The organism is Bacillus sp. AFS059628, from assembly GCF_002571225.1.
GTDB lineage: Bacteria > Bacillota > Bacilli > Bacillales > Bacillaceae_G > Bacillus_A.
Window position 1 is genome coordinate 49,953 of sequence record NZ_NVEC01000058.1, and the last position, 26,085, is coordinate 76,037.

At 35.6% G+C, this 26,085-nt stretch carries 27 protein-coding genes and 3 pseudogenes; 20 read left to right on the forward strand and 10 right to left on the reverse strand.

What is annotated here, in order from left to right:
- Positions 1-10: 10 nt before the first annotated feature.
- Both COL05_RS19445 and yknW read left to right on the forward strand, forming a co-directional pair.
- The gene (locus COL05_RS19445) at positions 11-313 is read left to right on the forward strand and encodes a DUF2087 domain-containing protein (RefSeq protein WP_142337571.1); all 303 of its coding nucleotides are present in this window, start codon (positions 11-13) and stop codon (positions 311-313) included.
- A gap of 24 nt (positions 314-337) precedes the next feature.
- Complete coding sequence (gene yknW, locus COL05_RS19450) at positions 338-1,015, forward strand: YknW family membrane protein (protein WP_098669799.1); 678 nt, start codon at positions 338-340, stop codon at positions 1,013-1,015.
- Positions 1,016-1,080: 65 nt separating this feature from the next.
- Here the strand turns inward: yknW and COL05_RS19455 are convergent, their stop codons facing one another.
- Both COL05_RS19455 and COL05_RS19460 read right to left on the reverse strand, forming a co-directional pair.
- Positions 1,081-1,584: a DinB family protein gene (locus tag COL05_RS19455; protein ID WP_098669800.1), complete on the reverse strand. Its 504-nt coding sequence runs from the start codon at positions 1,582-1,584 to the stop codon at positions 1,081-1,083.
- A 92-nt stretch (positions 1,585-1,676) separates the two neighbouring features.
- Positions 1,677-2,618, reverse strand: a complete 942-nt coding sequence (locus COL05_RS19460) for a helix-turn-helix transcriptional regulator (RefSeq protein WP_098669801.1) — start codon at positions 2,616-2,618, stop codon at positions 1,677-1,679.
- A 197-nt stretch (positions 2,619-2,815) separates the two neighbouring features.
- Between COL05_RS19460 and COL05_RS19465 the strand changes: the two genes are divergently transcribed.
- Complete coding sequence (locus COL05_RS19465; RefSeq protein WP_000103730.1) at positions 2,816-3,829, forward strand: LacI family DNA-binding transcriptional regulator; 1,014 nt, start codon at positions 2,816-2,818, stop codon at positions 3,827-3,829.
- 38 nt (positions 3,830-3,867) lie between these two features.
- Here COL05_RS19465 and yhfH read toward each other — a convergent pair whose 3' ends face one another.
- The gene (gene yhfH / locus COL05_RS19470; RefSeq protein WP_000567010.1) at positions 3,868-3,996 is read right to left on the reverse strand and encodes a protein YhfH; all 129 of its coding nucleotides are present in this window, start codon (positions 3,994-3,996) and stop codon (positions 3,868-3,870) included.
- Positions 3,997-4,176: 180 nt separating this feature from the next.
- Between yhfH and COL05_RS19475 the strand changes: the two genes are divergently transcribed.
- The 5 genes and pseudogenes from COL05_RS19475 to COL05_RS19495 form a co-directional block, all read left to right on the forward strand.
- Positions 4,177-4,911 (forward strand): MBL fold metallo-hydrolase, encoded by a 735-nt coding sequence (locus tag COL05_RS19475; protein ID WP_098669802.1) that lies wholly within the window; start codon positions 4,177-4,179, stop codon positions 4,909-4,911.
- 9 nt (positions 4,912-4,920) lie between these two features.
- Complete coding sequence (lplA, locus tag COL05_RS19480) at positions 4,921-5,910, forward strand: lipoate--protein ligase (protein ID WP_098669803.1); 990 nt, start codon at positions 4,921-4,923, stop codon at positions 5,908-5,910.
- A gap of 169 nt (positions 5,911-6,079) precedes the next feature.
- Complete coding sequence (locus COL05_RS19485; RefSeq protein WP_098669804.1) at positions 6,080-6,508, forward strand: hypothetical protein; 429 nt, start codon at positions 6,080-6,082, stop codon at positions 6,506-6,508.
- A 161-nt stretch (positions 6,509-6,669) separates the two neighbouring features.
- Positions 6,670-8,202 carry a fatty acid--CoA ligase family protein gene (locus COL05_RS19490; protein WP_098669805.1) on the forward strand — a complete coding sequence of 511 codons (1,533 nt, stop codon included), beginning with the start codon at positions 6,670-6,672 and terminating at the stop codon, positions 8,200-8,202.
- A gap of 120 nt (positions 8,203-8,322) precedes the next feature.
- Positions 8,323-9,111, forward strand: a pseudogene (locus tag COL05_RS19495) (S-layer homology domain-containing protein); the annotation flags it as partial.
- Between the two features lie 72 nt (positions 9,112-9,183).
- On the opposite strand, the gene COL05_RS19500 reads toward COL05_RS19495, so the two are convergent.
- Positions 9,184-9,729 (reverse strand): TetR/AcrR family transcriptional regulator, encoded by a 546-nt coding sequence (locus tag COL05_RS19500; protein WP_098669806.1) that lies wholly within the window; start codon positions 9,727-9,729, stop codon positions 9,184-9,186.
- 168 nt (positions 9,730-9,897) lie between these two features.
- Here COL05_RS19500 and COL05_RS19505 point away from each other — a divergent pair, with 168 nt between their 5' ends.
- A complete protein-coding gene (locus tag COL05_RS19505; RefSeq protein WP_142337572.1) occupies positions 9,898-10,815 on the forward strand; it encodes an alpha/beta hydrolase in 918 nt (305 codons plus the stop codon).
- Between the two features lie 146 nt (positions 10,816-10,961).
- On the forward strand, positions 10,962-12,068 hold the full coding sequence (locus COL05_RS19510; protein WP_098669807.1) for a metallophosphoesterase: 1,107 nt from the start codon (positions 10,962-10,964) through the stop codon (positions 12,066-12,068).
- A gap of 41 nt (positions 12,069-12,109) precedes the next feature.
- Here COL05_RS19510 and COL05_RS19515 read toward each other — a convergent pair whose 3' ends face one another.
- A complete protein-coding gene (locus COL05_RS19515) occupies positions 12,110-12,463 on the reverse strand; it encodes a DUF5412 domain-containing protein (RefSeq protein WP_098669808.1) in 354 nt (117 codons plus the stop codon).
- Between the two features lie 334 nt (positions 12,464-12,797).
- Here COL05_RS19515 and COL05_RS19520 point away from each other — a divergent pair, with 334 nt between their 5' ends.
- Positions 12,798-13,778, forward strand: coding sequence for an HD domain-containing protein (locus COL05_RS19520; RefSeq protein ID WP_098669809.1), 981 nt, complete (start codon positions 12,798-12,800; stop codon positions 13,776-13,778).
- Between the two features lie 36 nt (positions 13,779-13,814).
- Here the strand turns inward: COL05_RS19520 and COL05_RS19525 are convergent, their stop codons facing one another.
- Complete coding sequence (locus COL05_RS19525; protein WP_098669810.1) at positions 13,815-14,147, reverse strand: winged helix-turn-helix transcriptional regulator; 333 nt, start codon at positions 14,145-14,147, stop codon at positions 13,815-13,817.
- A gap of 135 nt (positions 14,148-14,282) precedes the next feature.
- Between COL05_RS19525 and COL05_RS19530 the strand changes: the two genes are divergently transcribed.
- Positions 14,283-15,662 (forward strand): MFS transporter, encoded by a 1,380-nt coding sequence (locus COL05_RS19530; RefSeq protein ID WP_098669811.1) that lies wholly within the window; start codon positions 14,283-14,285, stop codon positions 15,660-15,662.
- A 37-nt stretch (positions 15,663-15,699) separates the two neighbouring features.
- Here the strand turns inward: COL05_RS19530 and COL05_RS19535 are convergent, their stop codons facing one another.
- Positions 15,700-16,818 carry an anti-sigma factor gene (locus COL05_RS19535; RefSeq protein ID WP_098669812.1) on the reverse strand — a complete coding sequence of 373 codons (1,119 nt, stop codon included), beginning with the start codon at positions 16,816-16,818 and terminating at the stop codon, positions 15,700-15,702.
- A gap of 5 nt (positions 16,819-16,823) precedes the next feature.
- Entirely contained in the window at positions 16,824-17,294 is a 471-nt protein-coding gene (locus COL05_RS19540; protein WP_098669813.1) for an RNA polymerase sigma factor, read from the reverse strand.
- 251 nt (positions 17,295-17,545) lie between these two features.
- Here COL05_RS19540 and COL05_RS19550 point away from each other — a divergent pair, with 251 nt between their 5' ends.
- Positions 17,546-18,448, forward strand: a complete 903-nt coding sequence (locus COL05_RS19550) for an AraC family transcriptional regulator (protein ID WP_000446843.1) — start codon at positions 17,546-17,548, stop codon at positions 18,446-18,448.
- 60 nt (positions 18,449-18,508) lie between these two features.
- A pseudogene (locus COL05_RS19555) lies at positions 18,509-18,864 on the forward strand (VOC family protein).
- Positions 18,865-19,409: 545 nt separating this feature from the next.
- Here COL05_RS19555 and COL05_RS19565 read toward each other — a convergent pair.
- Both COL05_RS19565 and COL05_RS19570 read right to left on the reverse strand, forming a co-directional pair.
- On the reverse strand, positions 19,410-21,152 hold the full coding sequence (locus COL05_RS19565; protein WP_098669814.1) for a sensor histidine kinase: 1,743 nt from the start codon (positions 21,150-21,152) through the stop codon (positions 19,410-19,412).
- Positions 21,153-21,161: 9 nt separating this feature from the next.
- Positions 21,162-21,866, reverse strand: a complete 705-nt coding sequence (locus COL05_RS19570) for a response regulator transcription factor (protein WP_097908052.1) — start codon at positions 21,864-21,866, stop codon at positions 21,162-21,164.
- A gap of 134 nt (positions 21,867-22,000) precedes the next feature.
- Between COL05_RS19570 and COL05_RS19575 the strand changes: the two genes are divergently transcribed.
- From COL05_RS19575 to COL05_RS32460, 6 genes and pseudogenes are all read left to right on the forward strand, one after another.
- Positions 22,001-22,855, forward strand: a complete 855-nt coding sequence (locus tag COL05_RS19575; RefSeq protein WP_098669815.1) for a CPBP family intramembrane glutamic endopeptidase — start codon at positions 22,001-22,003, stop codon at positions 22,853-22,855.
- Position 22,856: 1 nt separating this feature from the next.
- The gene (locus tag COL05_RS19580) at positions 22,857-23,213 is read left to right on the forward strand and encodes a hypothetical protein (RefSeq protein ID WP_142337575.1); all 357 of its coding nucleotides are present in this window, start codon (positions 22,857-22,859) and stop codon (positions 23,211-23,213) included.
- Between the two features lie 31 nt (positions 23,214-23,244).
- Positions 23,245-23,544 carry a hypothetical protein gene (locus COL05_RS19585; RefSeq protein WP_001006046.1) on the forward strand — a complete coding sequence of 100 codons (300 nt, stop codon included), beginning with the start codon at positions 23,245-23,247 and terminating at the stop codon, positions 23,542-23,544.
- A gap of 11 nt (positions 23,545-23,555) precedes the next feature.
- Positions 23,556-23,744 (forward strand): hypothetical protein, encoded by a 189-nt coding sequence (locus tag COL05_RS19590; protein ID WP_016088942.1) that lies wholly within the window; start codon positions 23,556-23,558, stop codon positions 23,742-23,744.
- A 134-nt stretch (positions 23,745-23,878) separates the two neighbouring features.
- Entirely contained in the window at positions 23,879-25,147 is a 1,269-nt protein-coding gene (locus COL05_RS19595) for a M48 family metallopeptidase (protein ID WP_142337576.1), read from the forward strand.
- 134 nt (positions 25,148-25,281) lie between these two features.
- Positions 25,282-26,061: pseudogene (locus COL05_RS32460) on the forward strand (MCP four helix bundle domain-containing protein); the annotation flags it as partial.
- Positions 26,062-26,085 lie beyond the last annotated feature (24 nt).

The window sequence follows — 26,085 nt, forward strand, 5'->3', positions numbered from 1 at the left end:
GGACAACAAAATGACTGAAAGTGAAATGAAATTCAGGGATACGACGATTCGTAACTTTTTTGATAAAGAGGGCCGCCTAAAATCGATTCCAGGTCAAAAGAAGAAAAAACTAGTACTGTTAGAACATCTAATTAGCAAATTAAACGCTGAAAATCAATATACGGAAAAAGAAATGAATACATTCATAAAACAATATCATGATGATTTTTGTACGATTAGACGCGAGTTTATTGTACACGGGTTTATGGATCGAGAGGATAATATGTATCATATAAATGGGAGAGAGGTTTGGGCGAAGTGGGAGGAGTTATAAATGTAATGAGGAAGGGGAATTTTCTTGCAAGCTAGTAGTCTTATACGTGAAGAGATTTCGGGAAAACCATCAATTTTAGGGATATTCACTTCGCCAACAGTGCAATTTAAAAGGATGAAGAATCAAAGAAATATACTTCTACCACTTGTACTTTTAATAGTACTAATTATAATTTCAAGTGCTTTCATGTCATGGAATACTTTAAACAATCCTGCGCTTAGTATGTTTCATGATAAAACGGGATTTACGGTACCAAAATATATAACTTTCTTTACTACATTTGGGGTTTCCGTAGTCAGTGGGATCGTAGCCTTATTTTTTGCGCCTATATTCTATAAAAACATTATGATTTTTTTCGGGGTTGATATTACCTATAAAGAAACATTTCCTATCATTATTTATGCTTCGTTTGTATTACGATTAGGGATGATTTTAAACGGATTCATTGCATTGTCTCTAAATGGATATGAGATATCTTATACGAGTTTAGGGGCAATAGCAACGGATAATATGGTTTTGCATACAATCGCTCAAAGAATAGATATATTTAATATTTGGTATTACATTTTATTAGGCATCGGTTTGAAAACGATAACAAATTTACATAAGGAGAAACTTATTCCACTTATTATTGTCCTTTTCGTTTTCACTAGTTTATTAGCGAGTATGGCTGGATTTATGCAGGAAATATCTAAAACGTAAAGATATATGGGAAGTAGAAATATAAAGGTGGTTTGGATATAGACCAAACCACCTTTTATCATTTTTTATACTAAAACTTTTGTCTCCAGTCTGTCTTTTTGACGAAGATGATGTGCAAAATGCATAGAAATAAGCTGGAACCACTCTGCTGCATGTAAGTAACCAAGCCCAGGGTGCTTTACTTTACAATCACTTGGAATAGAAGAAAGTGTTGGCTCAATATCTTTAACAACTGCAATTAATTCTAGAATACGTTTTTGTATTTCTTCTTTATTAGAGGGATTTCCAGGTGTATATCCAGGATGATTTGGTACTTTGATTTGTATATTTGGAAAAGCACCAAGTTCATATACTTTTTCACCCATATCCGTTTTCTTGTTTGTTGCTGATGGTGTTTCATTTTTACATTTCGCAATGGCATCTAACTGCATATATGTAGAGGCAATTAAATGATTATACATTTGACCAAGAGACCATTCTTCGCTAGACGGCTTCGTCCTAAATTGTTCTATAGAGTACTTTTCTAATTCCTCTATGTAGTACGTTGCTAACTCTTCAAATTTCTTCATATCACTAACTCCTTTTTATGAAAATGTATTTGTTACTACCTACTATAAAGAAGTAATGCTGACAACATTATGTCAGTAGTGAAATGCAAAAATTAAAGTTGTAACATTTTCTTTGCTTCATCACGGATTTTTTCAGATAGAACGCTTGGCTCAAGTACTTGCACTTGGCTTCCCCAGCTCAATACCCATTGAAACACTTCATCTATGTTTCTTGATTTCAAAAAGACGTGAAAACCATCATTTCTATGTTCGTATGAATCTATAAAGAAGTATCGTGATTCAATAATTTTATGTGCAATATGGGATGGGAATAATAAATGAATCATCACAGTACGGTTGCTCTCAGGCTGATATTTTTGCAAAGAAAAGTCTTCGGGTTTTATAAAGAATTCTTGTTCTTGTTGTAGTCCATCCATTCGATCTAAACGGAAATTACGTATTTGTTTTCGAAGTAAACAATGAGCAACGATGTACCAAATTCCTGAAATATTGACTAAGCCGTAAGGATGAACGGTCCGTTTTATTTTTGTAGTTTCTCTCGGTTTCAGATAAGAAAAAGAGATAGCCTGTTCTTTTTGAATAGCTTCTTGCAATAGGAGAATTTGATTTTCCAGCTTCTCTTGTTCAGATTGCTGATGTGAAAATATAGGAGAAAGGAAACGAAAAGTTCCTCGTAATTCCTGGGCTTTCTTTTGTTGATCAGTAGGGAGGATAACCTCAAGTTTCTCTTTTGCTGATCGTGCATGTACAGAAAAAGAAGAAGTGAATGTTTTCTCGATATAATCACCGCCTAATAAAAGAGTAACAGCCTCTTCAGGCGTAAGTTGAATGGGTGGTAGGAAATAACCATCCATTAATGAGTAGCCGTGGCCGGGCATGGCGAAAAGTGGGACGCCAGATTCACTAAGTGCATCCATATCTCGATAAATCGTTCTTATACTTGTCTCAAATTTTTCCGCTAAGCTTTGTGCTGTAACAGTTTGTCTTCTTTGTAATTCAATTAATATAGCTAATAAACGATCCGTCCGATTCATGAAATATCTCCTTTTATCTTTAATAAATATGCCTCCTGTAAACTTCTAAAACTAATATAAATTTCCCTTCCATTAACATACTTTTCCCTATGTATAATATTAATATAGTAAAATCATAACAACCGATATTGCAGTTTCCAATAATATACTATATAATCAATTTAAGAAAACGTTTTCATGCAAAGGGGGAGAATTTCGTGTCGACTATAGAGGACGTGGCGAAATTAGCGGGGTTATCAAGGACAACGGTTTCTAGGGTGATTAATAATCATCCATATGTTTCAGATGAGAAGAAAAAAAGGGTTCAATTAGCAATGAAGCATTTAGGCTTCGTTCCTAATTCTGCGGCGAGAAGGCTTCGTAAACAAAAGACGGAAACAATTGCGGTGCTAGTTCCAAGGATTACAAATCCTTTCTTCAGTAGATTTATCGAAGCAATCGAGATTGCTGCTTCTGAACATAAATATAAACTGATTATTTGTCAAACAAGATATTTACCGGAAAAAGAGATGGAGTATTTACAATTATTATCTACGAAACAAGTAGATGGGATTATTCTATGTTCACTAGAAAATCAGTGGGAAGATGTAGAGCCATACTTACAGCACGGTCCAATCGTGTTATGTAATGAATATATTGAGGAAGCAAATGTTCCAACAGTGAAGTTTGATCATGCGCAAGGAGCATACATAGCTGCTAAGCATGTGTTAGAACAAGGATATCGTAATCTTATTTTTTGCCGTGGAAACGAAACCAAAGTCGTTAGTCAACAGCGAAAAATGGGCTTTTTACGTGCCATAACAGAGAAGAGCCGCCAAGTAGAAGCGATTGATTTTCTTGAAAACGCTTTCTCTTGGGAAGACGGAAAACGCATATTCCATGAAGTATTAAAGGACAAAAAAAATCCTACCGCGATTTTGGCAGGAGGCGATGAAGTAGCAGCTGGAATTATTTCAGAGGCGAAGCGCCATGACTGGAGCATTCCAGATGATCTCGCTGTTATCGGTTTTGATAATCAAATTTTATCACAGATTACAGAGCCAGGTATTACGACAATTGAACAGCCAATCGATGAGATGGCCCGAAAAGTTGTCGACTTGATGATGGATAAAATCCATACGAAAAATTATCGAAAAAAAGAATTGTATGAGTTTGAACTGGAGCTCTTGGTGAAAGGTTCAACGATGAAGGATACGATGTTATTAGCCTAGTAGACTATGTCTGCTAGGTTTTTTCTGTTCACAAACTACTATTCTTCGTGAACGCAGTCATCACATTTGTTATGGTATGCTTCGTGCTGCTCATCAATTTCTTTCCCGCAGTGCGCACAAGTTTTCGTCGGTAAATTTCTGAAAAACTCCATTGGTTGATCGATCATGTCAATCCCTCCATTTCCATTTCTTACTATCATTGTATTAGTACAAAAAATAAAAGTCAACAACTGTTTTATAACAAAATTGAAAATTAATGAAAAAGTTTAGGAAATGGATTATAGTTAACAATGTAGAATGTAAGTGAAACATGCATTCCTACTCGGTTTTAGAAAGGATGGATACATATGAAAATGACTGTTGTCGGCTTTTGGGGCGGCTTTCCAGAAGCGGGAGAAGCAACGTCGGGGTATTTGTTTGAACACGATGGTTTTCGTTTGCTTGTAGACTGTGGTAGTGGTGTACTAGCACAGCTTCAAAAATATATAACACCATCTGATATAGATGCAGTTGTACTTTCGCATTATCATCACGATCATGTTGCAGACATTGGGGTATTGCAATATGCGAGATTAATTACGAGTGCGACAAAGGAACAACTACCGGAATTACCAATATACGGTCATACGTTTGACGAGAATGGATTCCGTTCTTTAACGCATGAACCACATACGAAAGGAATCGCGTACAATCCAGAAGAAACACTTCAAGTTGGACCGTTCTCCATTTCATTCTTAAAAACTGTTCATCCTGTTACATGTTTTGCGATGCGCATTACCGCTGGTAATGACGCTGTAGTATATAGCGCTGATTCCAGTTATATTCCTGAATTTATTCCATTCACGAAAGATGCTGATCTTTTCATTTGTGAGTGTAATATGTATGCACATCAAGAGGCTGCAAAGGCAGGGCATATGAATAGTACAGAAGTAGCAAGTATTGCGAAAGATGCGAATGTAAAAGAACTTTTATTAACGCACTTACCGCATACAGGCAACCCATCTAATTTAGTAACAGAAGCAAAACAAATTTTCAGTGGCCATATTACGCTAGCGCATAGTGGCTACGTATGGAACTCATGAGGTGATACGATGTTATTTATTGATAATAAAGGAATTACAGATCCTAGAATAAACTTAGCAATTGAAGAATATTGTGTGAAGAATTTAGATATTAACGAAACATATTTACTGTTCTACATTAACGAACCTTCTATTATTATTGGTAAAAACCAAAACACAGTAGAAGAAATTAATGCTGATTACGTAAAAGAAAAAGGTATTCATGTCGTTCGTCGTCTATCAGGCGGAGGCGCAGTATATCACGATTTAGGAAACTTAAACTTCAGCTTTATTACGAAAGATGATGGAGACAGTTTCAGCAACTTCAAAAAATTCACAGAGCCTGTAACGAAAGCGCTTGGTAAATTAGGCGTAAATGCAGAACTAAGTGGTCGTAACGACATTATAGCTGAAGGTAGAAAAATTTCAGGTAACGCGCAGTTCTCAACGAAAGGTCGTATGTTCAGTCATGGCACGTTACTATTTGACTCTGAAATCGATCATGTCGTATCAGCGTTAAAAGTAAAAATGGATAAGATTCAATCAAAAGGTATTAAATCAATCCGTAGCCGCGTTGCGAACATTACAGAGTTCTTAAGCGAAAAAATGACGACAGAAGAGTTTAGACAACTTCTTCTAGAAACAATTTTCGAAGGGGAAACAGAAATTCCGACGTACGAATTAACAGAAGAGGATTGGAAAGCAATTCATAAACTTTCTGAAGAGCGCTACCAAAATTGGGACTGGAACTACGGAAAATCTCCGAAGTTCAACTTACAACATTCACACCGCTTCCCGGTTGGACAAGTTGACGTTCGTCTTGAAGTGAAAAAAGGAACTGTAACAGAATGTAAAATTTACGGTGACTTCTTCGGTTCATTAGATGTGCATGACATTGAAGAGCGTCTAACAGGTGTACAATTTGATAAAGATGCATTCACTGCAGCTTTAGAAGACGTAGATATTAAACGCTACTTCGGTAATATTACAACAGAAGATTTCTTACATTTGTTCTTCTAAAAATGAGAGAGGTTGTCATAACGGGCAGCCTCTTTTTTTTGTAAATCGTCACGTTTGTCGGTAAGTCGATATATTTTAAAAATCATTGATATAATTTCATATACCATAAAATCACAGTACATTTGTCTCTTATAAAGGAATATATATATTCAAAAGGAGGCGGATCGAAATGAGAAGGGTAATGTACATTGTATTAATGCTCAGCTTCGTCATCGGAATGACAGCTTGTAACGATGAAACGTCCTCAAGTCGTGCCCTTTTATCTATTGGAAAACCAGCGAAAGATAATGTTATATATTTTACGCATACAGATAACAGACGAAAGATAGATGATATACAAACTATGTTTCAAAATAAGAAATGGAAAAGAAATGAAGTGTTTAGTACGGTGAATAAAACACCAGATCTTGTCTTGACAATAGATGAGGCCAATACCGGATTACCGAGGTTATATGTTACATTGTTTTTTCATGAAAATGGAGCGGATGCAATCAACTTGTATGGGGAGCATACGACGTTAAATAAAGAGGAACTTAATAAACTTAGAGAAAAGATGAGTGCATATTATCCTGAAATGATTTTAGCACTCGTTTCATAAGGTGCTAACAAATGAAATTCCCTTATCCTTCCAAAGTAAACTAAGAGGAGGTGACCTGTGTATATGCAGTTAATGGAATAACACTTGCTACTTTAATTTTCTTTTAATATAATTAATTTAGAATTTTTAAATATTCTAAATTTTATAAAGGTGGGGTTTATGTGAATCTCGTTCAATCTTTGGCTGAAACGGCGAAAAAGAAGGGGGATAAACCGGCTTATATATTTATGGATCAGTCGGTCTCGTATGACCAATTAAACAAAATGGTCACAAGGTTTTCTAGTAATTTAGCAGCAATGGGCATTGGAAAAGGGGACAATGTCGCATTAGTTGTTGGAAACTCACCACATTTTTTGGTCGGTTTATACGGAACAATGAAGACTGGAGCAACAGTTATTCCAGTTAATCCTATTTATACAGCAGACGAAATGCATTATATTTTACAAAATGGAGATGTAAAAACAATCATCGTACTCGACGTCCTTCTACCTGTTATACAATCTCTTACAACAAGACTTCCTTCACTTGAAAACATCATCATATGCGAAACCTCATCAGATTTTAACCAGACAGAAACCGAAAAAATGAAAACGTTTACGACAATGATAGGGACTGGAGATGTAACTTACGAAGGCCCAGAGCTAGATGAAGAAGATGTAGCGGTTATTCTATACACTTCGGGCACAACTGGAAAACCGAAAGGCGCTATGTTAACACATAAAAATCTATATAGTAATGCGAACGATGTGGCGTCTTATTTACAATTTACTGCTGATGATCGCGTCGTTGCGGCACTGCCAATGTTCCACGTGTTCTGCTTAACAGTGGCGGTCAATGCACCGATTGTGAACGGGGCGACTATTTTAATGTTACCGAAATTTAGCCCGAAAGAAGTATTCCGTATTTGTCGCACGTACGAACCGACGATTTTTGCTGGTGTACCGACAATGTACAATTATTTATATTTATTCGAAGAAGCGAGCGCGGAAGATGTGAAGACACTTCGCCTTTGTATTTCAGGTGGTGCGTCAATGCCTGTTGCTCTTCTGCAAAACTTTGAAAAACGTTTTGACGTTATTGTTTCAGAAGGATATGGTTTATCAGAAGCATCACCAGTTACTTGCTTTAACCCGCTAGATCGTCCGCGTAAACCAGGATCAATCGGCACAAATATTTGGCATGTAGAAAACAAAATTGTAAACGAACTTGGGGAAGAAGTACCTGTCGGTGCAGTCGGTGAATTAATTGTTCGCGGGCCTAACGTTATGAAAGGATATTATAACGCGCCGGAAGATACAGCAGCGACATTGAAAGACGGCTGGCTATATACAGGAGACTTAGCGAAGATGGATGAAGAAGGTTACTTCTATATCGTTGATCGTAAAAAAGATATCGTCCTAGTTGGCGGTTATAACGTATACCCTCGTGAAGTAGAGGAAGTATTGTACACACACGAATCTGTAGCAGAAGTTGTCGTAATCGGCGTTCCTGATGAAAACTTAGGAGAAGCAGTGCGAGCTTACGTCGTTTTGAAACAGACGAACGTAACAGAAGAAGAACTGATGCATTACTGTGCGTTACATTTAGCGAAATATAAAGTGCCAAAAAGTATTGAATTTTTAACAGAGCTACCGAAGAATACAACGGGTAAATTGTTAAGAAGAGCTTTGAGAGAAAAAGCGATGCAAGTATAAAAATAGGGGCAACCATCTTTACGAAGATGGTTGCCTTTGTACTTTTTAGAATTGGTTAAGCTATAACCCCATATATTTAAACCGTAATACGACTAATAAGGAGGGGATGTACGTGGAGCAAAAGGAATTACGTTAACAGTTCAAGATAGTAGATATTTTCAGTATCTTAGAGTAGAAGATCCAAATAAAATAGGGACATTCCATGATATAAAAGTAATCTCCGAAGATAAAGCGAATAACGGCACGAAAGTTGTTCAATTTGAAATTGGTGAGTTCTCGAAAAAATATAATATGCAAATGCATATATTAATTCCAGCAATTAAATATGATCATAAATATCAAGTACAGTTTGAAATTGATGCGAGTGCAATTGAACAGAAGGCTAAATTCTCAGATGTACCAGCTTGGGTACAAGAATCAGTTCAATATTTAGTAGATAAAGAAGCAGTACACGGCAAGCCAGACGGTACATTTGCTCCAGCTGAAAATATCGATCGTTGATCAGCTGCGAAAATATTAGCAACTGTTTTAGGGTTAGAAATTAAGAAAGATGCAAAGCCATCATTCCGTGATGCACAAAATCATTGGGCGACACCGTACATTGCTGCTGTTGAAAAGGCAGGTATTGTAAAAGGTGATGAGAAGGGGAACTTTAATCCAAGTGGATTAATTAATCGTGCATCAATGGCTTCTATGCTAGTAAATGCATATAAATTAGAAAGAAATGAAAATATGAAACTACCGAAAGAATTTCCTGACTTAAATAATCATTGGGGTGCAAAGTATGCCAATATTTTAATCCAAGAAAATATTTCAATTGGAACAGATAATGGTTGGGCTCCAGATAAAGCGGTAAGCCGTGCGGAAGCAGCACAATTTATTGCGAAGGCAGATAAGTTGAAGAAATAAATGAAAATGTATACTAGATTTAGCATAAATAAAAAAGGAAAATTTGAACTTCAAATTTTCCTTTTTGCATTGTTATATATTCCTCCTCATCAACTCCCCAACCTGCGTCGCAACATACTCAACATCATTATCAATTTCATCCAATACGTAAGATTCCAAAATGCCCATGACAGCTGTTCCTAAAAACTTTAAAACGATTTGTGTATCAATGTTTTTATTTACTGACGTATTTATGTTTAATTTTTTTTCTAGTTCACCCATGATGAACGTTAGGAATTTTTTCTGAAATGATAATGTGCTATTGCTTCTAAATAACGCTGCGAAAAATGGTTTGTGTTCTTTGAAGTATTCAAACCATATAACAGTTCCTTCTATATAGCCTTTTGTTTGTTTTATATCGCATATTGCTCTTAATTGATTTAAATGATCGTCCACAATTTTATCTAATAAATTGTACTTATCTAGATAGTGTAAGTAAAAAGTTTTTCTTCCGATGTTTGCTTTTTCTGTAATGTTTTTTACTGTAATTTCGTCAAAGCCATCTTCAATTAGCATTTCGATAAATGCGGATTGAATGGCGTTTTGTGATTTTATAATTCTTCGATCGATTTTCTCCATATGGTGTTCCTCCGTTATTGATACACATATTTCGTTATGTGTGTATTATCACCCAAATGCGTAAATGTGGTCATTGAAACAAGTGGTTGCTCGCTTTATTATAAATATACACGTGAGTATTAACTCTCACAAGTGTAAATGAAAAATAAAGTAAGGGTGGTTTTATATATGGCAGTTACGAAGAGAAATGTTCATTTTTATGCAAGAGGATTACGAGTTGCAGGTATTTTAAATATTCCTGTAGGTGCTGAGGAAAAGAAACAAAATGCAGCGATTGTTTGTGTGCATCCAGGTAGTAGCTGTAAAGATCAAACGGCAGGATTATATGCAGAGAAATTAGCAGAACAAGGTTATGTAACGCTTGCGTTTGATGCATCGTATCAAGGTGAAAGTGAAGGGGCACCGAGATATATGGAAGAACCAGCTGCGCGCGTTGAAGATATTCGCTCAGCGGTAGATTATTTGACTACTCTTTCTTATATAGATGAAGAACGTATCGGTGTGTTAGGCGTTTGTGCAGGCGGTGGTTATGCGGTAAATGCCGCAATGACGGAGCGCCGTATTAAAGCAGTTGGCACAGTTGTCGGTGCAAATATTGGCCGATTAAACCGTGAAGCGGATCCGATTGGGGTGTTAGAGGCGATTGGTAAACAACGTACTGCTGAAGCGCGCGGAGCAGAGGCAATGATTACAAACTGGATTCCTAAAAATCAGGAGGAATTAAAGGCAGCAGGTATGACGGATATAGATATTGTAGAAGCAGTTGAGTATTATACAACACCGCGTGGGCAAAGTGTTAATTCTCCAAATAAGTTAAACTTTACGAGCATGGGATCGGTAATTGGTTTTGATGCGTTCCATTTAGCAGATACATTATTAACACAGCCGTTACAAATTATTGTCGGCAGTAAGCAAGGTGCATTCGGTTCTTATAAAGATGGTCATGAGCTGTATGAGAAAGCAGCTTCAGAGAAAAAAGATTTACTTGTTGTGGAAGGTGCGAGTCATTACGATTTATATGACCAACCAGAACCAGTAAAAATTGCAGTTGAAAAATTAACAAGTTTCTATAATGAAAATCTGTAAAAGTAATTTTGTTTTGAATTGCACCTCTAATTGTTAGGTTTGCATCTAGCAGTTAGAGGTTTTTATTGTGAAGATCGTTGTGCTTAATATTTACGTTAAACGTGCATAACAAGATATAATAGAAGAAATCAAGAAGGAGGCTGACTGTGAAAAATCTTCGTTATTTCAATATATTTACTATGTTACTTGTATATACACTACTCATGTTTTACATCGGCTGGAACGGTTGGGTTTGGCTTCATGCGGTGTTTGGCTGGGAATCTTGGGGATATTACGCTTTCGTAGTCGGATTTATTTCATATGCGTACATTCTCGTGCAAGTGTTTAAGTTCTTGCCATTTCTACGAACGATAGGTTCAATTTGGTTTGCGGTCATACAATATGCGCTTATGTTACTGCCGTTAGCAAATATTACGGTCTTTCTTTTACAGTTTTCAGTGGAGAAAGATGCGGCAATTATTTGGACAGGAACGGCCGTGTTACTTGCGTTTATCTTTATTTTTGCATATGGGGTATTCAACGCATATAGCCCAGTAGTTAGAAAGTACGAGGTGCACATACCGAAAAAAATAGAGGGACGTAAAAGCTTACGCATTGCGATGGCTTCTGATATGCATTTCGGTAAATTATCTGGCGTTTCGCATTTAAAAAGACTTGTCCGTCATGTAAATGAGATGGAGCCTGATATTATTTTACTGCCAGGTGATATTATCGATGATCATCCAGGTGTGTTCATTCAAAAAAATATGGGACCAATTATGAAACAAATGAAAGCTCCATTAGGCGTATATGGTGTGTTAGGAAACCACGAATATTATGGACGAGCAGTTCCTGAATTTTTACAAGAGATGGATAAGATTGATATTCGTATTCTGTTAGATGAAGTGATTACAATTGAAGATCAATTTTACCTCGTCGGAAGAAGAGATAAAACAGAGCGCGATCGTCAAAGCTTTGAAAATCTAATGAGTACGGTAGATAAATCTATGCCAGTTATCGCAATGGATCATCAACCATTCGAGTTGAAACAAGCAGCGGAGGCGGGTGTTGATTTACTATTATCCGGCCACACGCACCGCGGACAAATGGCGCCGAATCATATTGTAACGAGAAGAATGTACGAATTAGACTGGGGATACGCACAAAAAGGTGCATTCCACGCGATTGTTTCTTCTGGTTTCGGATTCTGGGGACCGCCGCTTAGACTTGGAAGTCGATCTGAGATTGTACAGGTGGAGGTTACTTTTGAATAGCAGGATAAAGGGCCAACTAATAAAAGTTGGTCCTTTCCTCTTTAGTTTTTTCTAAAATCATACGTGTCCGTCTCTACATGTAATCTATGATTATTAATCATTACTGTATGATCGTCTAACCATTGTACAGTTGCATCTTCTTCACGATAATTCCAGTATATATTTTTCGTGTTCATAAATTTTTTATTATTTGCTACAAGCTCTCCTCTTATAGCAAAACTAGTCGTTGCACCGCCATTATGTCTGTATATATGTAAAGTATACGTATTATCTGGCGAGTGTATAGATTGAATCTTTTCACCGCCTGAAACCCCAGATAAAGTGAAGAATTTCCAATATCCTAAACTAATGAATACAATAATGATGAATAGAATGGTGAAGAAAATCTTTTTCATGTTTCCCCTCTTTCCCTTAACGGCCATACTTGTATTAAATCAAAGAAGAGTAAAAATGGCAATCTTATCCTTTTTATCGCCGGAATGTGTACGTTTCTATTTCTAGCGTCCTGTTCACGGTTTGGGATGAAAGTTCCCATATTTCTCAATAAAAAAAGGTTCCACATAAGGAGCACCCAATAAAAATAAATGAATGAAAAGAAATAACAGACATGTATAACATATAACACTAAATGCATTATATAAATATATTTAGATTTATAATTTGTATTGATATCAATTTTATAAAAAAGGTACGATTAGAAGACGCTGCTGAAATGAAGGGGGATTATAAGTGGTTATATCAGATGTACTATACGGTGAGTTTGAAGTGGATCAAGTGTTAGAAGAATTAATTGTCAGTAAGTCTGTGCAAAGACTAAAAGGTATTCATCAAAATGGCGCAAGCTACTTAATAAACGAGAAATGGAATGTAACGCGCTTTGATCATTCAGTTGGCGTTATGTTGTTGGTAAAAAAACTCGGTGGTTCAGTTGAAGAACAAATTGCAGGTTTACTGCATGACGTATCACATACTGCTTTTTCCCACGTGATTGATTACGTTTTTCATAATGAGGGTGAAAGCTATCATGAAGAGATATTTAGTTCTGTCGTGAAAAACTCAGAAATTCCGGCGATCCTTTCAAAGTATGGTTATAACTATGAAGATATTTTGTTAGATGATTCGAGATGGACGTTACTCGAAAGGTCAGCACCAGAATTATGCGCAGACAGAGTGGATTATACATTACGAGATATGTATACATATGGGGATATTTCTTTAGAAGAAGTTCATAGTTTTTTAGAAGATGTCATCGCAGTAGAGGGGAAAATGGTCCTTCAAAGTATCGAAATGGCAGAGTGGTTTACAGAAACGTATTACAAAGAAGTCATCGATTTCTTTATGAAACCAATGAATATTTACGGAAACGAAATGTTAGCGAAAACGCTAAAGTTAGCACTTCATAAAAGGGTTATTCATGCAGATGACTTTCTCCTTGAAGATAATGAGCTAATTTCGAAATTGCAGCAATGTAATGATCCAGAAGTACATGCTTTATTAAGAAAAGTTCATCCGAATGTAAAAGCAAAAGAAGATAGAATAGATTATGATTTGTATCAGAAAAATAAAGTCCGTCTCATTGATCCTCCGTTACTTCGTGAAGGTGAAGTTGTTTCATCATCTGTCATATCAGAAAACATAAGACAGATGAGCGAGATCGCTTATGAAAAAGCGGTGAGAGGGATGTATGTGAAAGTGATTTCGGATGAATAGAAAGAAGGTATCATCTTATGTGATGATACCTTCTTTTTATTCATCTAATATTTTCCACTCATTTCCCCAGTCCTTCATCGCGTCAAAAATAGGACGGAGTGTTTCCCCTTTTTTTGTTAGTGAGTATTCCACGTGAGGTGGCATAGTTGAATAGATTGTTCTCTTTATAATATTTTCTCGTTCAAGTTCTTTTAAGCGAAGAGATAGTGTGCGTGGGCTAATGCCATTTAGCCGTCTTTCAAGCTCAGCAAAACGTTTAGGACCATAGAACAAATCTCTTAAAATTAAGAAAGTCCACTTACCACCTATTACAGACATTGTTTTTTCAATGGGGCATTTTAATAAAATCTCTTCATTTACATTTTCCATATAAACACTCCTTACTATATAAAAGTATAGGTACTATATAAAAAATCAGTACTTTTATAAATAAAGTACTTTCTTTATTATAGTTCTAAAGGAATATATAGGTAAATTACTAATTTTTGAAAGGGGAGTAAGCAAGTGAATGGGGTGGCTAGTAGAAATTTAGATGTTCAAACAAAAGAGAAATCAGGTATCGTCATTTTAATAACTTTGGCAATGGGTTTTATTATGGCTACGTTAGATGTGACAGTAGTAAATGTTGCGGTGGTGAATATTCAGGAAACATTAGGAATGACATTATATAGTTCAGCATGGATTGTTGACGGATATATTTTATCTTTTGCGGCATTATTACTCGCTGGAGGGGCATTGGCTAACCAATATGGAGCAAAAAATATGTATATGGTTGGTTTAATCATTTTTGTATTCGCATCTCTTTTATGTGCGATTGCCACAAATGGGAACACCCTCATTATCGGCCGGGTACTTCAAGGTATTGGAGCGGCTTTATTTATGCCAAGTTCACTTAGTTTATTAGTAGTATCATTTCCAGATGAAAAGAAGAGAGCTAAAATGTTTGGGATATGGTCGGCAATTGTCTCTATCGCCTCTGGTACAGGTCCTTTTATTGGTGGTCTTTTAGTAAATACAGTTGGTTGGCGGAGCATTTTTATTATAAACCTTCCAATTGGGGTTATCGGTGTTCTAATGGCCTTTGTAATTATTCCTAATGTATTACCGAAAAAGGAGAAAATAAACGTATTAAATCATTTAATCGGTATAACTACAATAACATTATTAGCTTTTACTTTAATTGAAGGTCCAAGTTATGGATGGTCCTCGTTTCAAATTTTAGGAGGAGTAGTGGGAACGGTATTAACTACTATTCTCTTTGTTTATACAGAACGAAAATCAAAAAACTCGGTTGTACCAAGAGTATTGTTCCAAAACAAGACATTTAGCTCGGCGAATATAGTTGGATTTCTAATAAACTTTGCGTTATTTGGTGGCATATTTATGTTCGGACTCTTTTTGCAAAAAGCATATGGAGCAAGCACGTTTGTAGCAGGATTACAACTATTGCCGATGATGAGCGTATTTGTTATTGGGAATGTATTATTTGCAAAAATGGTGACTAAGTTTAGCTCAAAATCGTTATTATTCATAGCGTTATTTATAGCTAGTATAGGGTCTTTATTATTAATGCTTCTAGTAAATAATGTGAGTTATATAGGAATTGCAATCATTTATAGTGTTGTTAATCTTGGAATCGGTATAGCGGTACCTGCCATGACTACAATTGTAATGAAATCTGCCGGTCGTGAAAATGGGAATATGGCTGGAGCAACTTTAAATGTAAATCGTCAAATCGGTGCATTAGTCGGTATAGCAATTATGGGAATCATTTTAAATGAATCATTCAATTGGTACAGAGGGGCAAGCTATAGCTTTTTAGTTATTGGGCTTTCCTATCTATGTGCAGCATTTTTAGTTTGGAAGTTTGTGGAGCGGGAATAAAAAGAAGAGCATCACTAGAGGCTCTTCTTTTCCCACATCACTGATCAAACCAACTCCAAACCTCAATATCTCCAAGAGTCGCATAACGAACGTGCGACGAGTTTTGTAATTTTAATAACTCTTTCGATGGACCAGTAATGACCATGCCGTATACTTTAACGCCGTTATCTTTTACATACTGATAGCGCTTATCTAAATTCAGCTCTTTTTCAGGAGTCCGAGTAGCTTCACTCACAGTTTTTTTATGTTTAGAAAGAATGCGCATCATTTCGATTACTTGATCTTCTTTTGTCTTCGGTTGTTCGGCTTCACTACCAGGAAGATCTAAATGTTCTCGAAATCCGATAACCTCTCCGCTATGCAAGATAAAATCGTCTTCATCTATTCTTTCCTGTCCTGTGTCTAAAGCGTACCATAAAGGAGTTGGCGGCATTTCTTGTGCTTCAAATGCGCTGTATAGAATTGACTCTACTTCTTGTAAAGTGTAAGCTTTATCGAAAGATAGCGCTACTTCTGCAACGGTCCCCTCATGTATCTTTCCAAGTGTATCCCAAACTTTTTTAGATGATTCTTTCAAAGAAGCTTCTTCCTTGATTTTTGGATGAACAAAGGAAAGTTTTTTTGAATAGGCTCTGTTTGCCCAAGGTTGATTTGTGATAGTTACAGATGATAAGAAACTACGCGTTGTTACTGTGCCAATTGGCATTTCTTTTTTGCCGACCGTTTTAAATAAATTCATTTCATTTTCTGTACGGAAAAAGGGTTTAATCTTTGTACTGCCTCCAGCGGAATGACTATTTGGTATTGTCGCTTCTAGTGCGAGTGCTGGAATCTCATCTACTTCGACTAACTTTTTCATATTATAGAAGTAAAAAGAAGATGAAAAATGACCAACAAAATAGATTGCAATACAAACTGCAAGGACAAAACTAACGGTTTGCCAACGCTGTTTCCATTTTATTTTCCAAAACGGGACTTTCAAATTTTGTGGTAGTAACCTTTTCTTTATCGGCTCACTTTTCGCAAGCAATTCATCCAAATGCGCTTCACACTCTTCACAAGTCTCAATATGACTTTCTAACTCTTCTTGTTCATCATGCGTGAGCGTTCCGTTTTCGTATTTCTCCCACAGTTTTTTAAACTTTGTACAACCCATCCTAATCACTCCTTTATGCCTTTCGTTTCTTTTCGTCCCCTGTGTAATTCAATTTTCACTTTCGCTAGTGAGAGACCGGTCATCTCTGCTATTTCCTTATATGAAAATCCGTAGTAATCTCGTAGTAACAGGACATTTCGTCTTTCAAGAGGAAGAGAAGATAAACTGTCTAACCAATTAGCAATCTCATGTTTTATAAAATAAGAGTGCTCTGTACTTGGTACGTTTGGTAAATGGAATTCTGTGATTGTCGTTGTTTTATATTTTTTTTCTTTTCGATACCAATCGATAAAGGCGTTGTAGGCAATTGTAAATAACCACGGCCTAATTTCTTCTCCTTTATAATAGTCAATATGGACGAGCATTCGGTAAAACGTTTCTTGCATGAGATCTTCCGCGTAGTGGGAATCTCCGGTAAGGGAGAGAAGATAGCGAAATAAAGTGAAACTTTNNTTTATGGGCAGTTGATCCCCTATCTAAATTCTTTGCTTTCGCTGAATTTTAAGGCGGGGATCTTACTGCCCATTAAAGCGGGATAAGTCGTGCATATGCTCGGAGTAAATGTCTTCTAATGATTGTTTGCGTTTCACTACATTTCCCTCCCTTCATACATAACAACGAAATACATATAAAAAAGTTACAATGTTTTATGGAATTATAGTAAAAAACGTCAAGAATTGGATAGGATTCTCTTTTATCATAATACATATAAGGCGGGTGAACAGAGATGGAAAGCTATGAAACACAAATTCAAAGGTCAATTGATTATATTGAGGAAGATGTCATGGAAAAACAGACGCTGCGTAATTTAGCACGTATTGCAGGTTTTTCTGAGTCACATTTTCATCGTGTATTTCAGGCATTAGTAGGTGATACAGTAATGGAGTATGTTCGAAAGAGGAGGTTAGCCCGGGCAGCTTATCAACTTTCTCATACGGATGAAAAAGTTATTGACATCGCATTTGAGCATGGCTTTCAATCTCACGAAACGTTCACGAGAGCCTTTAAAAAATTATTTCAAATGACACCAAGTGAATATCGAAAACAAGAAATTGAAACACCGATGTATTACAGCGTGAATGTAAAACAAAGAAAATTAAATCCGTATTTAGGAGGCATACAAATGGAATATCGTATTGTAAATAAACCAGAATTTTTAATGGCGGGTTATGAACTGAAGACGACAAGTAAAGAAGGGAAAAACCATCAAGACATCCCAGCATTTTGGCAAGAATATTTACAAAAAGATCTTGGAACAACGATTCCGAATCGTAAAGATACGAGCCAATGGGTAGAGCTTGGATTATGTACTGATTTTAATTTAGAAACAGGGGACTTCACTTATATTATCGGAATGGAAGTTACAGACTTTGAAAATGTACCAAATGAAATTGCAAAGCGTACGTTCCCAGCAGCAACATATGCTGTATTTACAACGCCGAAAGTTCCTCATGAAGAAATGGTATCGTCTATTCACCAAACGTGGAATGCTGTATTCTCAGAATGGTTCCCGCATTCAGGATATGAACATTGCGGCGTTACAGAGTTTGAATTATACGATGAGCGTTGCCACGAAGATAAGAGTGAGTTCGCTCAAGTGGAACTTTGGATACCGGTGAAGAAAAAATAATAGTTTGAAAGCGAGTCATTGAGAAATGGTTCGCTTTTTTATAAAGGAGGAAATGGGAAGATGTTCAAAAAACTAGAATGTGTATCTATACATACGAAGGATATAGAAAGATCAGTTTCTTTCTATAAAGAAATGGGAATGGGGTTATAGAAAGAGAATTAGAAGAAGGGGTTATTTGGACGTTAATAGGATTGAAGTTTCCAGATGCGAAAAGTTCGGAGTTAATAATAAGCAATCATCCAGATATTAACTTTATGGAAGTCGAAGTATTAGTAGAAGATGTGCAACAAACGTATGATAGTTTAAAAGATAATAAAGATGTGAAATGGATTCGCGAACCATTTCCAACAGAATCAGGGCATGTTGCAGTAATGGAAGCACCTGATGAGAATGTGTTTGTGTTAGTAGGGAAATAGCTAAAATATGGGGATGACCTTTCATAGTGAGTTGTGAAAGGTTATTTTTACCCCGCTTTAATGGACAGTAAGAACCCCACCTCGTTGAAAATCACAAAAACTATAGCTAGAGAAGGTATAGTGATGGGATTTAAGAAATTAACGACAAAAAAGCGCAAAAAGAAGACCACCCGTCTGCCTGCGAAGCGTGGGAAGTCTTCTAAGCGCAAATAAGCTTTAGTTGCAGTGACGGGGTGTTGGAAGCACCTAGTCTACTTCATTTTATGCAAAACTTAGTTAGTTTATATTTCTATTTATAGTATAACAGTTTAGAAATGTAGTTGTTAATAGTTTTATTTTTACTTTGTATAGTAGGGAAGTAGCTTAGCTTTGTCGATTTTTGTCGGTAAGTCGATATATTTTGAGTTGCGTCGATATATTCAAAAAATCGCCGATATAATTTCATATACCGCCAAAACACCTCAAAAAAAACGATCCTCATAATTTCATATACCGCTGAACTCTTCCAGAAGAGAAAAAAGAAAAGACGCCACATAGCGCCTTTTCTACGAATGAAACGGAAACACGAGTATAATCGTCGTTCCTTTTCCGAGTTCGCTATCAATAGAAATCGTTCCGTTATGAGCATGAACGAGCTGTTTCGTAATAGCGAGGCCAAGTCCCGTTCCGATGTTGCTTTCTTCTGTATTTGTTCCTCTATAATATCGCTCAAAAAGAAGTTCTTTCGTTTTATCATCCATTCCTTTTCCGTTATCTGAAATAGAGAGTGTAAATGAATTTTCATTTTGCGAAAGTTTTACGATGACGTTTGTCGTTTCATTATTATGTTTTACAGCGTTTACGAGTAAGTTTTCGATAATACGCTGGAACCATTTTTCTTCAATGAAATATTGAATTTTGTTTGAGCTTGGTACGAATTCAATATTTTGATTTTGAAGTGTCGGATTATTAATGAATTGTAATAATACTTTTTGAACGAATTGATTCATTTCAATGTTTACTTGCTGCGCAGGAAGACTGTTATTTTTTAATTGATACGTTAAGCTTAAGTCATCAATTAATGTCGTCATATATTGCGATTTCTCTTTCATAACGCTGCCGAATTGTTGAATGTCACGATCAGTCCAGTTGTACTGCTTTGATTCTAGTAATAATGCGTAGCCATAAATAGAGCTAAGTGGTGTTTTTAAATCATGCGTGAGACCGGTAATCCATTCTTCACGTGTTTGCTGCAGTACTTGCCTCATTGCATCATTTTTTTTGAGTGTAATGGAAAGGTGCTCTAGTGAACTTGTTACGTCTCGAAACAAGCGGAATGACCATTTTTCTTTACCAGATCGCCGGAACCTGACAGGTTTCCCTTTTTTATTAACGGGCTCTTCGTACTTTCCGCCAGCTATGTTTTTAAGCCAGCGCATCGCATGTAATAACGGTTTTCCGAATTTATTACCGTACCAAATAGAAAGAATGACTAAATAAACAAATACGATAAGAAGGATTAATCCGCATCCGATTAGAAACTTTTTAGCAAATACATCGTCTATTTCATCATCTGGGTAGTAGTGCTCATTTTTTGCAGTTATAACGAGAAGATGATTGCTATTTGTATCGTAAAAACTAGACGTGTTTTCTTTATGATTCCACGGTTCTTTTGCGTTAAGAGCAGCCTGTATGCCAGAAAACGTTTTTTTCTTTTCATTCGGATAGGAGAATACTTCTTCGCCGCCACTATTAAAGATTTGAAGAGTAGCCTTTTCTTTAGAAAGTAACTGTTTTTCTTCTTCTGTTAATGTGAACGTATCCGTAGATACAGAAGGGTGCTCTTTCTGGATTGATTTCAGTAACACATTGCTTTTTACCGTACCGCCGTAAATAACAAATACGTTCTTTTCTTCTAATTCAATTTCCCAATATGTAAACGTATAAGGGCTTTCTATGTGATTCTGTATATAAGAGAATAATGATGTTTCCGTGTAAGATGTTGGCACGTCACTAGGCGTATTAAAGCGATAGAGAACTTTTCCGTTTTCCTCTACAACTTGAATCCAATCATTTTTTTCTTTAATTAAGTCTTTTACTTCAGCCTTTAACGAAATTTCGCCATCTTCTGAAGAGATATATCTGGAAATCGTAAAACTATCAGAATCTGGAATGTTCGGTTCGTATGAAGTACTCGTAACAAGAAAAAATAAATAAGTGAAAGCCGCTACTACAGCAATCAGTAATGTAACTAAAACAAATACGTGTTGCATGATAAACTGGATAATAAGTCGTTTATTAAAGTTCATATCGTCACCCTACTTTGTAATGAACTTATAGCCAAGCCCGCGAACGGTTTTTATATATTCTGGTTTACTTGGGTCTTGTTCAATTTTTTCACGTAGTTTTCGAATGTGGACCATAACGGTATTATCATCGCCATTATAGGCAGGTGCTCCCCAAACCTTCTCGTATATTTCTTCTTTCGAAAATACATAGTTCGGATTCTCGCAAAAGAAGAGTAATAGCTGAAATAGCTGGGCGGAACATTCGACAACATGTCCATTTACTGTAAGCTCTGCGGAATATCGATCAATTTCAAATCTGCCAAATGAACTGGATTGTGCTTTTTGTTCGTGTGGTACTGCTTGTTTCATATGTCTGCGGAGTTGTGCTTTCATACGAGCTACTACTTCAAGTGGATTAAATGGCTTCGTAATATAATCATCTGCACCGTGTGAAAATCCAGATATTTTATCTAAATCAGATGTTTTAGCTGTGAGGAAGAAGATAGGACAATCTGTTTTCTGGCGAATGATGGGACAAATATCAAAACCAGACTGACCAGGAAGCATGACATCTAAAATAATTAAATCGTAATCGTTTTGCTCGGTGAGAGATAAAGCTATTTCAGCGGATGTTGCAGTTGTAATATGAGAAAAACCTTCTTTTTCAAGAATGGTAGTTAGTAATTGTAAAATTGCTGTTTCATCATCAACGAGCAAAATATTTGCTTCATACATAAAAATCCCTCCTAATTTCCTCGAATATCATATCATCTTTCGGTAACTTATGGAATTTTTAAGGAAATTTTAAGGTTTTCTTTCTCAAAAAATTAAGAATCAAATGATATGATAAAAGTAACATAGGGGAGGAGATGAGTGTGAATCCGTTTCAAACGATGCGAGTTAGGTATTTTTTAATTGTATTTGCACTATTAACTTTAGTTGCAAGGGTCAGTAATGAATTGATAGAAAATACATTTCATATGCAAAATTCTACTTTTATAAATATTCTTATATTCTATATCCTTCCGATTACATGGATTTTTTTTGCGTATAGAAAACACCGTGTTTCATTTTCATTATTTATTAATAAAAATGAAACATTTAACCTGGTGCAAGTTTTATACATTGCACTTATGTTAGCTGTGTTTAGTTATGGATATCTTATTTTGTACATGTATAGTTTTGCATGGATTACACCGGAATTTATTATGAACGCATTACGTGAACCGGTTATTGATAGCACAGGGGGATATGTATATCAAATTATTATGGTCGTGTTCATCGCACCAATTATTGGTGAATTTGTTTTTCGAGGATTTTTACTGCAACGCTTTGCAGCAAAATGGGGAACGAGTATAGCGATCATTGTAGTAGCGATGTTGTTTGCGTTGTTACATGTTGATTTCCTAGGCGCAGTTGTATTTAGCGTTGTACTATCAATCGTATATATTCGTACAAATAGTTTACTCATGCCAATTGCTATTCACATGCTAAACAATGCATTTGTAATCGGTGCTTCTTTTTTAATAAATAAAGAAGAGATAATGAGTTTTGCAGATTTCTCAAATTATACGACGTTCTTTCCAGGACTTCTTATTTTTATAATAGGATTAAATTTAGTACTCATCTTTTTATTTGTTAACCGCAAGTATTGGAGTAAAGAAATGCCAGCTATATATGTAGAACAAGAAGAGAGTTTTTCACATGTAGTGGGGGATAAATGAGATGAAGAAGACGATTGAAAAAATATTGAAAGACATTATAGATGCTACGTCTATTACAGATATGTGTGATAAAAGCGTTTGTCATTGGCTTCAACCTGTAGTAGATACGATTGTGTTTCCAGAGTATTATTTGTTCTCTAGTAATCATTTAAAAGAAAATATTATTTCTCTTCTTATTGTGCTAGGGGTTTTACTACTATTTGGTCTAATAGTAGAAGAAATGATGAAGCGCATCTTCAGAAAGAATGAAGAGAAGTATATGTGGGTTCATAACGTATTCGAGAAAGTAATAGTGGCTTTCCTTTTGTTTTATAGTATGAAAACAATCATTTACTTTATAGCTTTGAAACATCATTAATTCTAAATTTGAAAGGGATGTATAAAATTATATGAATGAAACAATATCATCAAATAAGTTTTTTTATTTGATTTTGCTTAGTATTGTGCTGATAACGACAGTCAATGTTATTCTTCGCTGGGAGGAAGCTTATTTCTTTATGTATTTAGCACTCCATTTGTTAGGAATATTATGTATAAGCGGCGGAATAGTTGCTGAAAAAAAGAGTGAAGAAAGCGTTAATTATATGTGTGTGACCGGTCTTATTTTACTTTTAGCTGTACAAGGTATTATGAAATATAGTTCTTTTTCTTTACAAGATTTTAGTTTGTTAGTGGATGTACTTCCTTAAGGAGGAACGTTATGTTATCTAAGAAGCAAATAGGATATGTACTAGTTTTAATTGGATTTTTTACGCTTATTGTAACGACTTTATTTTTTCAAGACTATGAATATATACGCTATATAAAAGGCGCTGGTTTAATATGCTGGGTTGTAAGTACGTTTCTTATCCCAGAGTATGAACCGAAGAAAGTGTCTAAAGGTAGGTAAAATTCTTCTATTTGTAGAAGAGTTTTTTTTGGTAAATAAAAGGATCTCGAGCAATTCGCATAATAAGCTTGTTCTAATTTAGCATGTACGAACTTACAATAATAATAGACAGGCAGCATAGAGGAGGGAATAGCGTGAGGAAGGTTATTGGGTGGTCGCTTTTTTTGTACGTTGGGTTTGCATTGCTTATATATTGGTATTTATTTGGATGGAATCATGAACTGATTCCGGACATGTATAAAGGAACGAGTGCAGATCCAGAAACGTTTATGAACGCAAGAGAGCTTACGCTAAGCCAAGATTATTCGCGCGTGAAAAATTTACTGTACTTTTTAGCGACGCCTCTGGAATGGATTATATTATTATTTGTACTTGTGCTCGGTGTTTCAAGAAAGTTTGAGAAATGGTCGAAGGAAACGACGAAAATAAGTGTCCTGCAAGTTGCGATTTATTTCTTTTATTTATCACTACTCACAACAGTTCTTGCCCTGCCGATGCAATGGATTAGCCGAAAAGTGTCCGTTGATTACGGCATTTCAACGCAAAGTACACAAAGCTGGATAAAAGATCACGTTATCGGTTTTTGGGAAAGTTATGCGACGATGTTAATTGTAGTTGCCGTTCTGTTGTGGCTTATCCGTAAATTCCCGAAGAGATGGTGGCTAGCAGGGTGGGCGCTCTCTGTACCATTTACAATTTTTTTAACATTTATACAGCCTGTCGTTATTGATCCACTTTATAACGACTTTTCGACGCTGAAAAATAAAGAATTAGAAACGAAAATTTTAGCGATAGCAGACAAAGCGGACATTCCTGCTAAACACGTGTATGAAGTAAATATGTCAGAGAAAACAAATGCGTTAAATGCATATGTAACAGGAATTGGCCCTAACGCTCGTATTGTAATGTGGGATACAACGCTTAAGCAATTAAAAGATAAAGAGATTTTATTTATAATGGCCCATGAAATGGGGCATTATGTTATGAAACATATATATTGGGGCGTTGCGAGTTATATGTTGCTATCGTTTATAGGGATGTATCTCATTAGTCGTATTATCAATATGTGTATTCGAAAATGGGGGAATACGCTGCAAATTTCAAAAGCAGCATGTTTTTCAATTTTACCTTTATTTTTCTTAATTTCTTCTGTACTCTCTTTTGCATCACAGCCAGCAACAAACTATGTTTCTCGTATAGAAGAACGAGCGGCAGATCAATATGCTTTAGACATGACGAAGGACGGGAAATCTGGTGTAAAAACGTTTCAATATTTATCAAAAACAAGTTTAAGTCAAGTAAATCCGCCTGCGTTAGTAAAGTTTTTCTTATATACACATCCACCAATTTTCGAAAGAATTCATACGTTTGAACAATATGGGAAACAAAGCAAAAAGAAGTAGCTATTATGCTACTTCTTTTTATAGAGATATAAGTTTTATATTGGGAATATTTATCATTGCTTTTTATTGTGATTTTGTAAATAATAAGCTATAAAATTCTAAAAATCTATATATAAAGGAATAAAGGTTAAAAAATGTATTTTTTACAAAATTTAAAAGTGAAATATAAATTATTATCGCTTATTTCATTAGCAGTATTGAGCATGATAGTTATGAGCTGTATAGCAATTAATTCTATTAATAAGATTAAGCGTGATGCAGAGGTTGTAGTAGATGATTATCAACATTCTGTAGTTTTATTAGAAGGAATGCTCCGTACACAAAATTCACTAGAGTATAACTTACTAGAATTAATTACAGCGTCACAAAATGAGGGGACAAATAAAGAAGGTATTATTGATAATATTGAAAAGGATCTTAAAAAATATGAGTCATTATTAAAAGAATATGATGATGGCTTTAATTTAAGTAAGCAAGAGGATGAACTGTTTCAGAAGATGAAGAAATCTTTGCCAAATTATATGGAGACATATAAGAAGTTGTTTGAAAAAGCGAAGATAACAAACGAGCCACAAATGGTAAACGAATTTCAGAAGGAATTAAAACCGAAGGGGGTAGAGTTAGCTGGACATGCGGTAGATCTAGAATCGTATGTTTCAAAATTAGCTAATCAAGTATTTAAAGATTCTCAAAAAATGATAGATCGATCTGTTGTCACTTTTATCATTCTTGTAGTAGTTACTACAATCATTATATGTATAATAAGTTATATTATTAGCAAGCTTATAGTTGCTCCTTTACAAACTGTTAGTCGTATGATGGAAAGAGCAAAAGATGGGGATCTAACTGTACATGGTGAGTATAATGCTAAAGATGAATTAGGTGTATTAGTAAGTGATTTTAACGAAATGATTGCAGGGCTAAGAACAAATATGCAA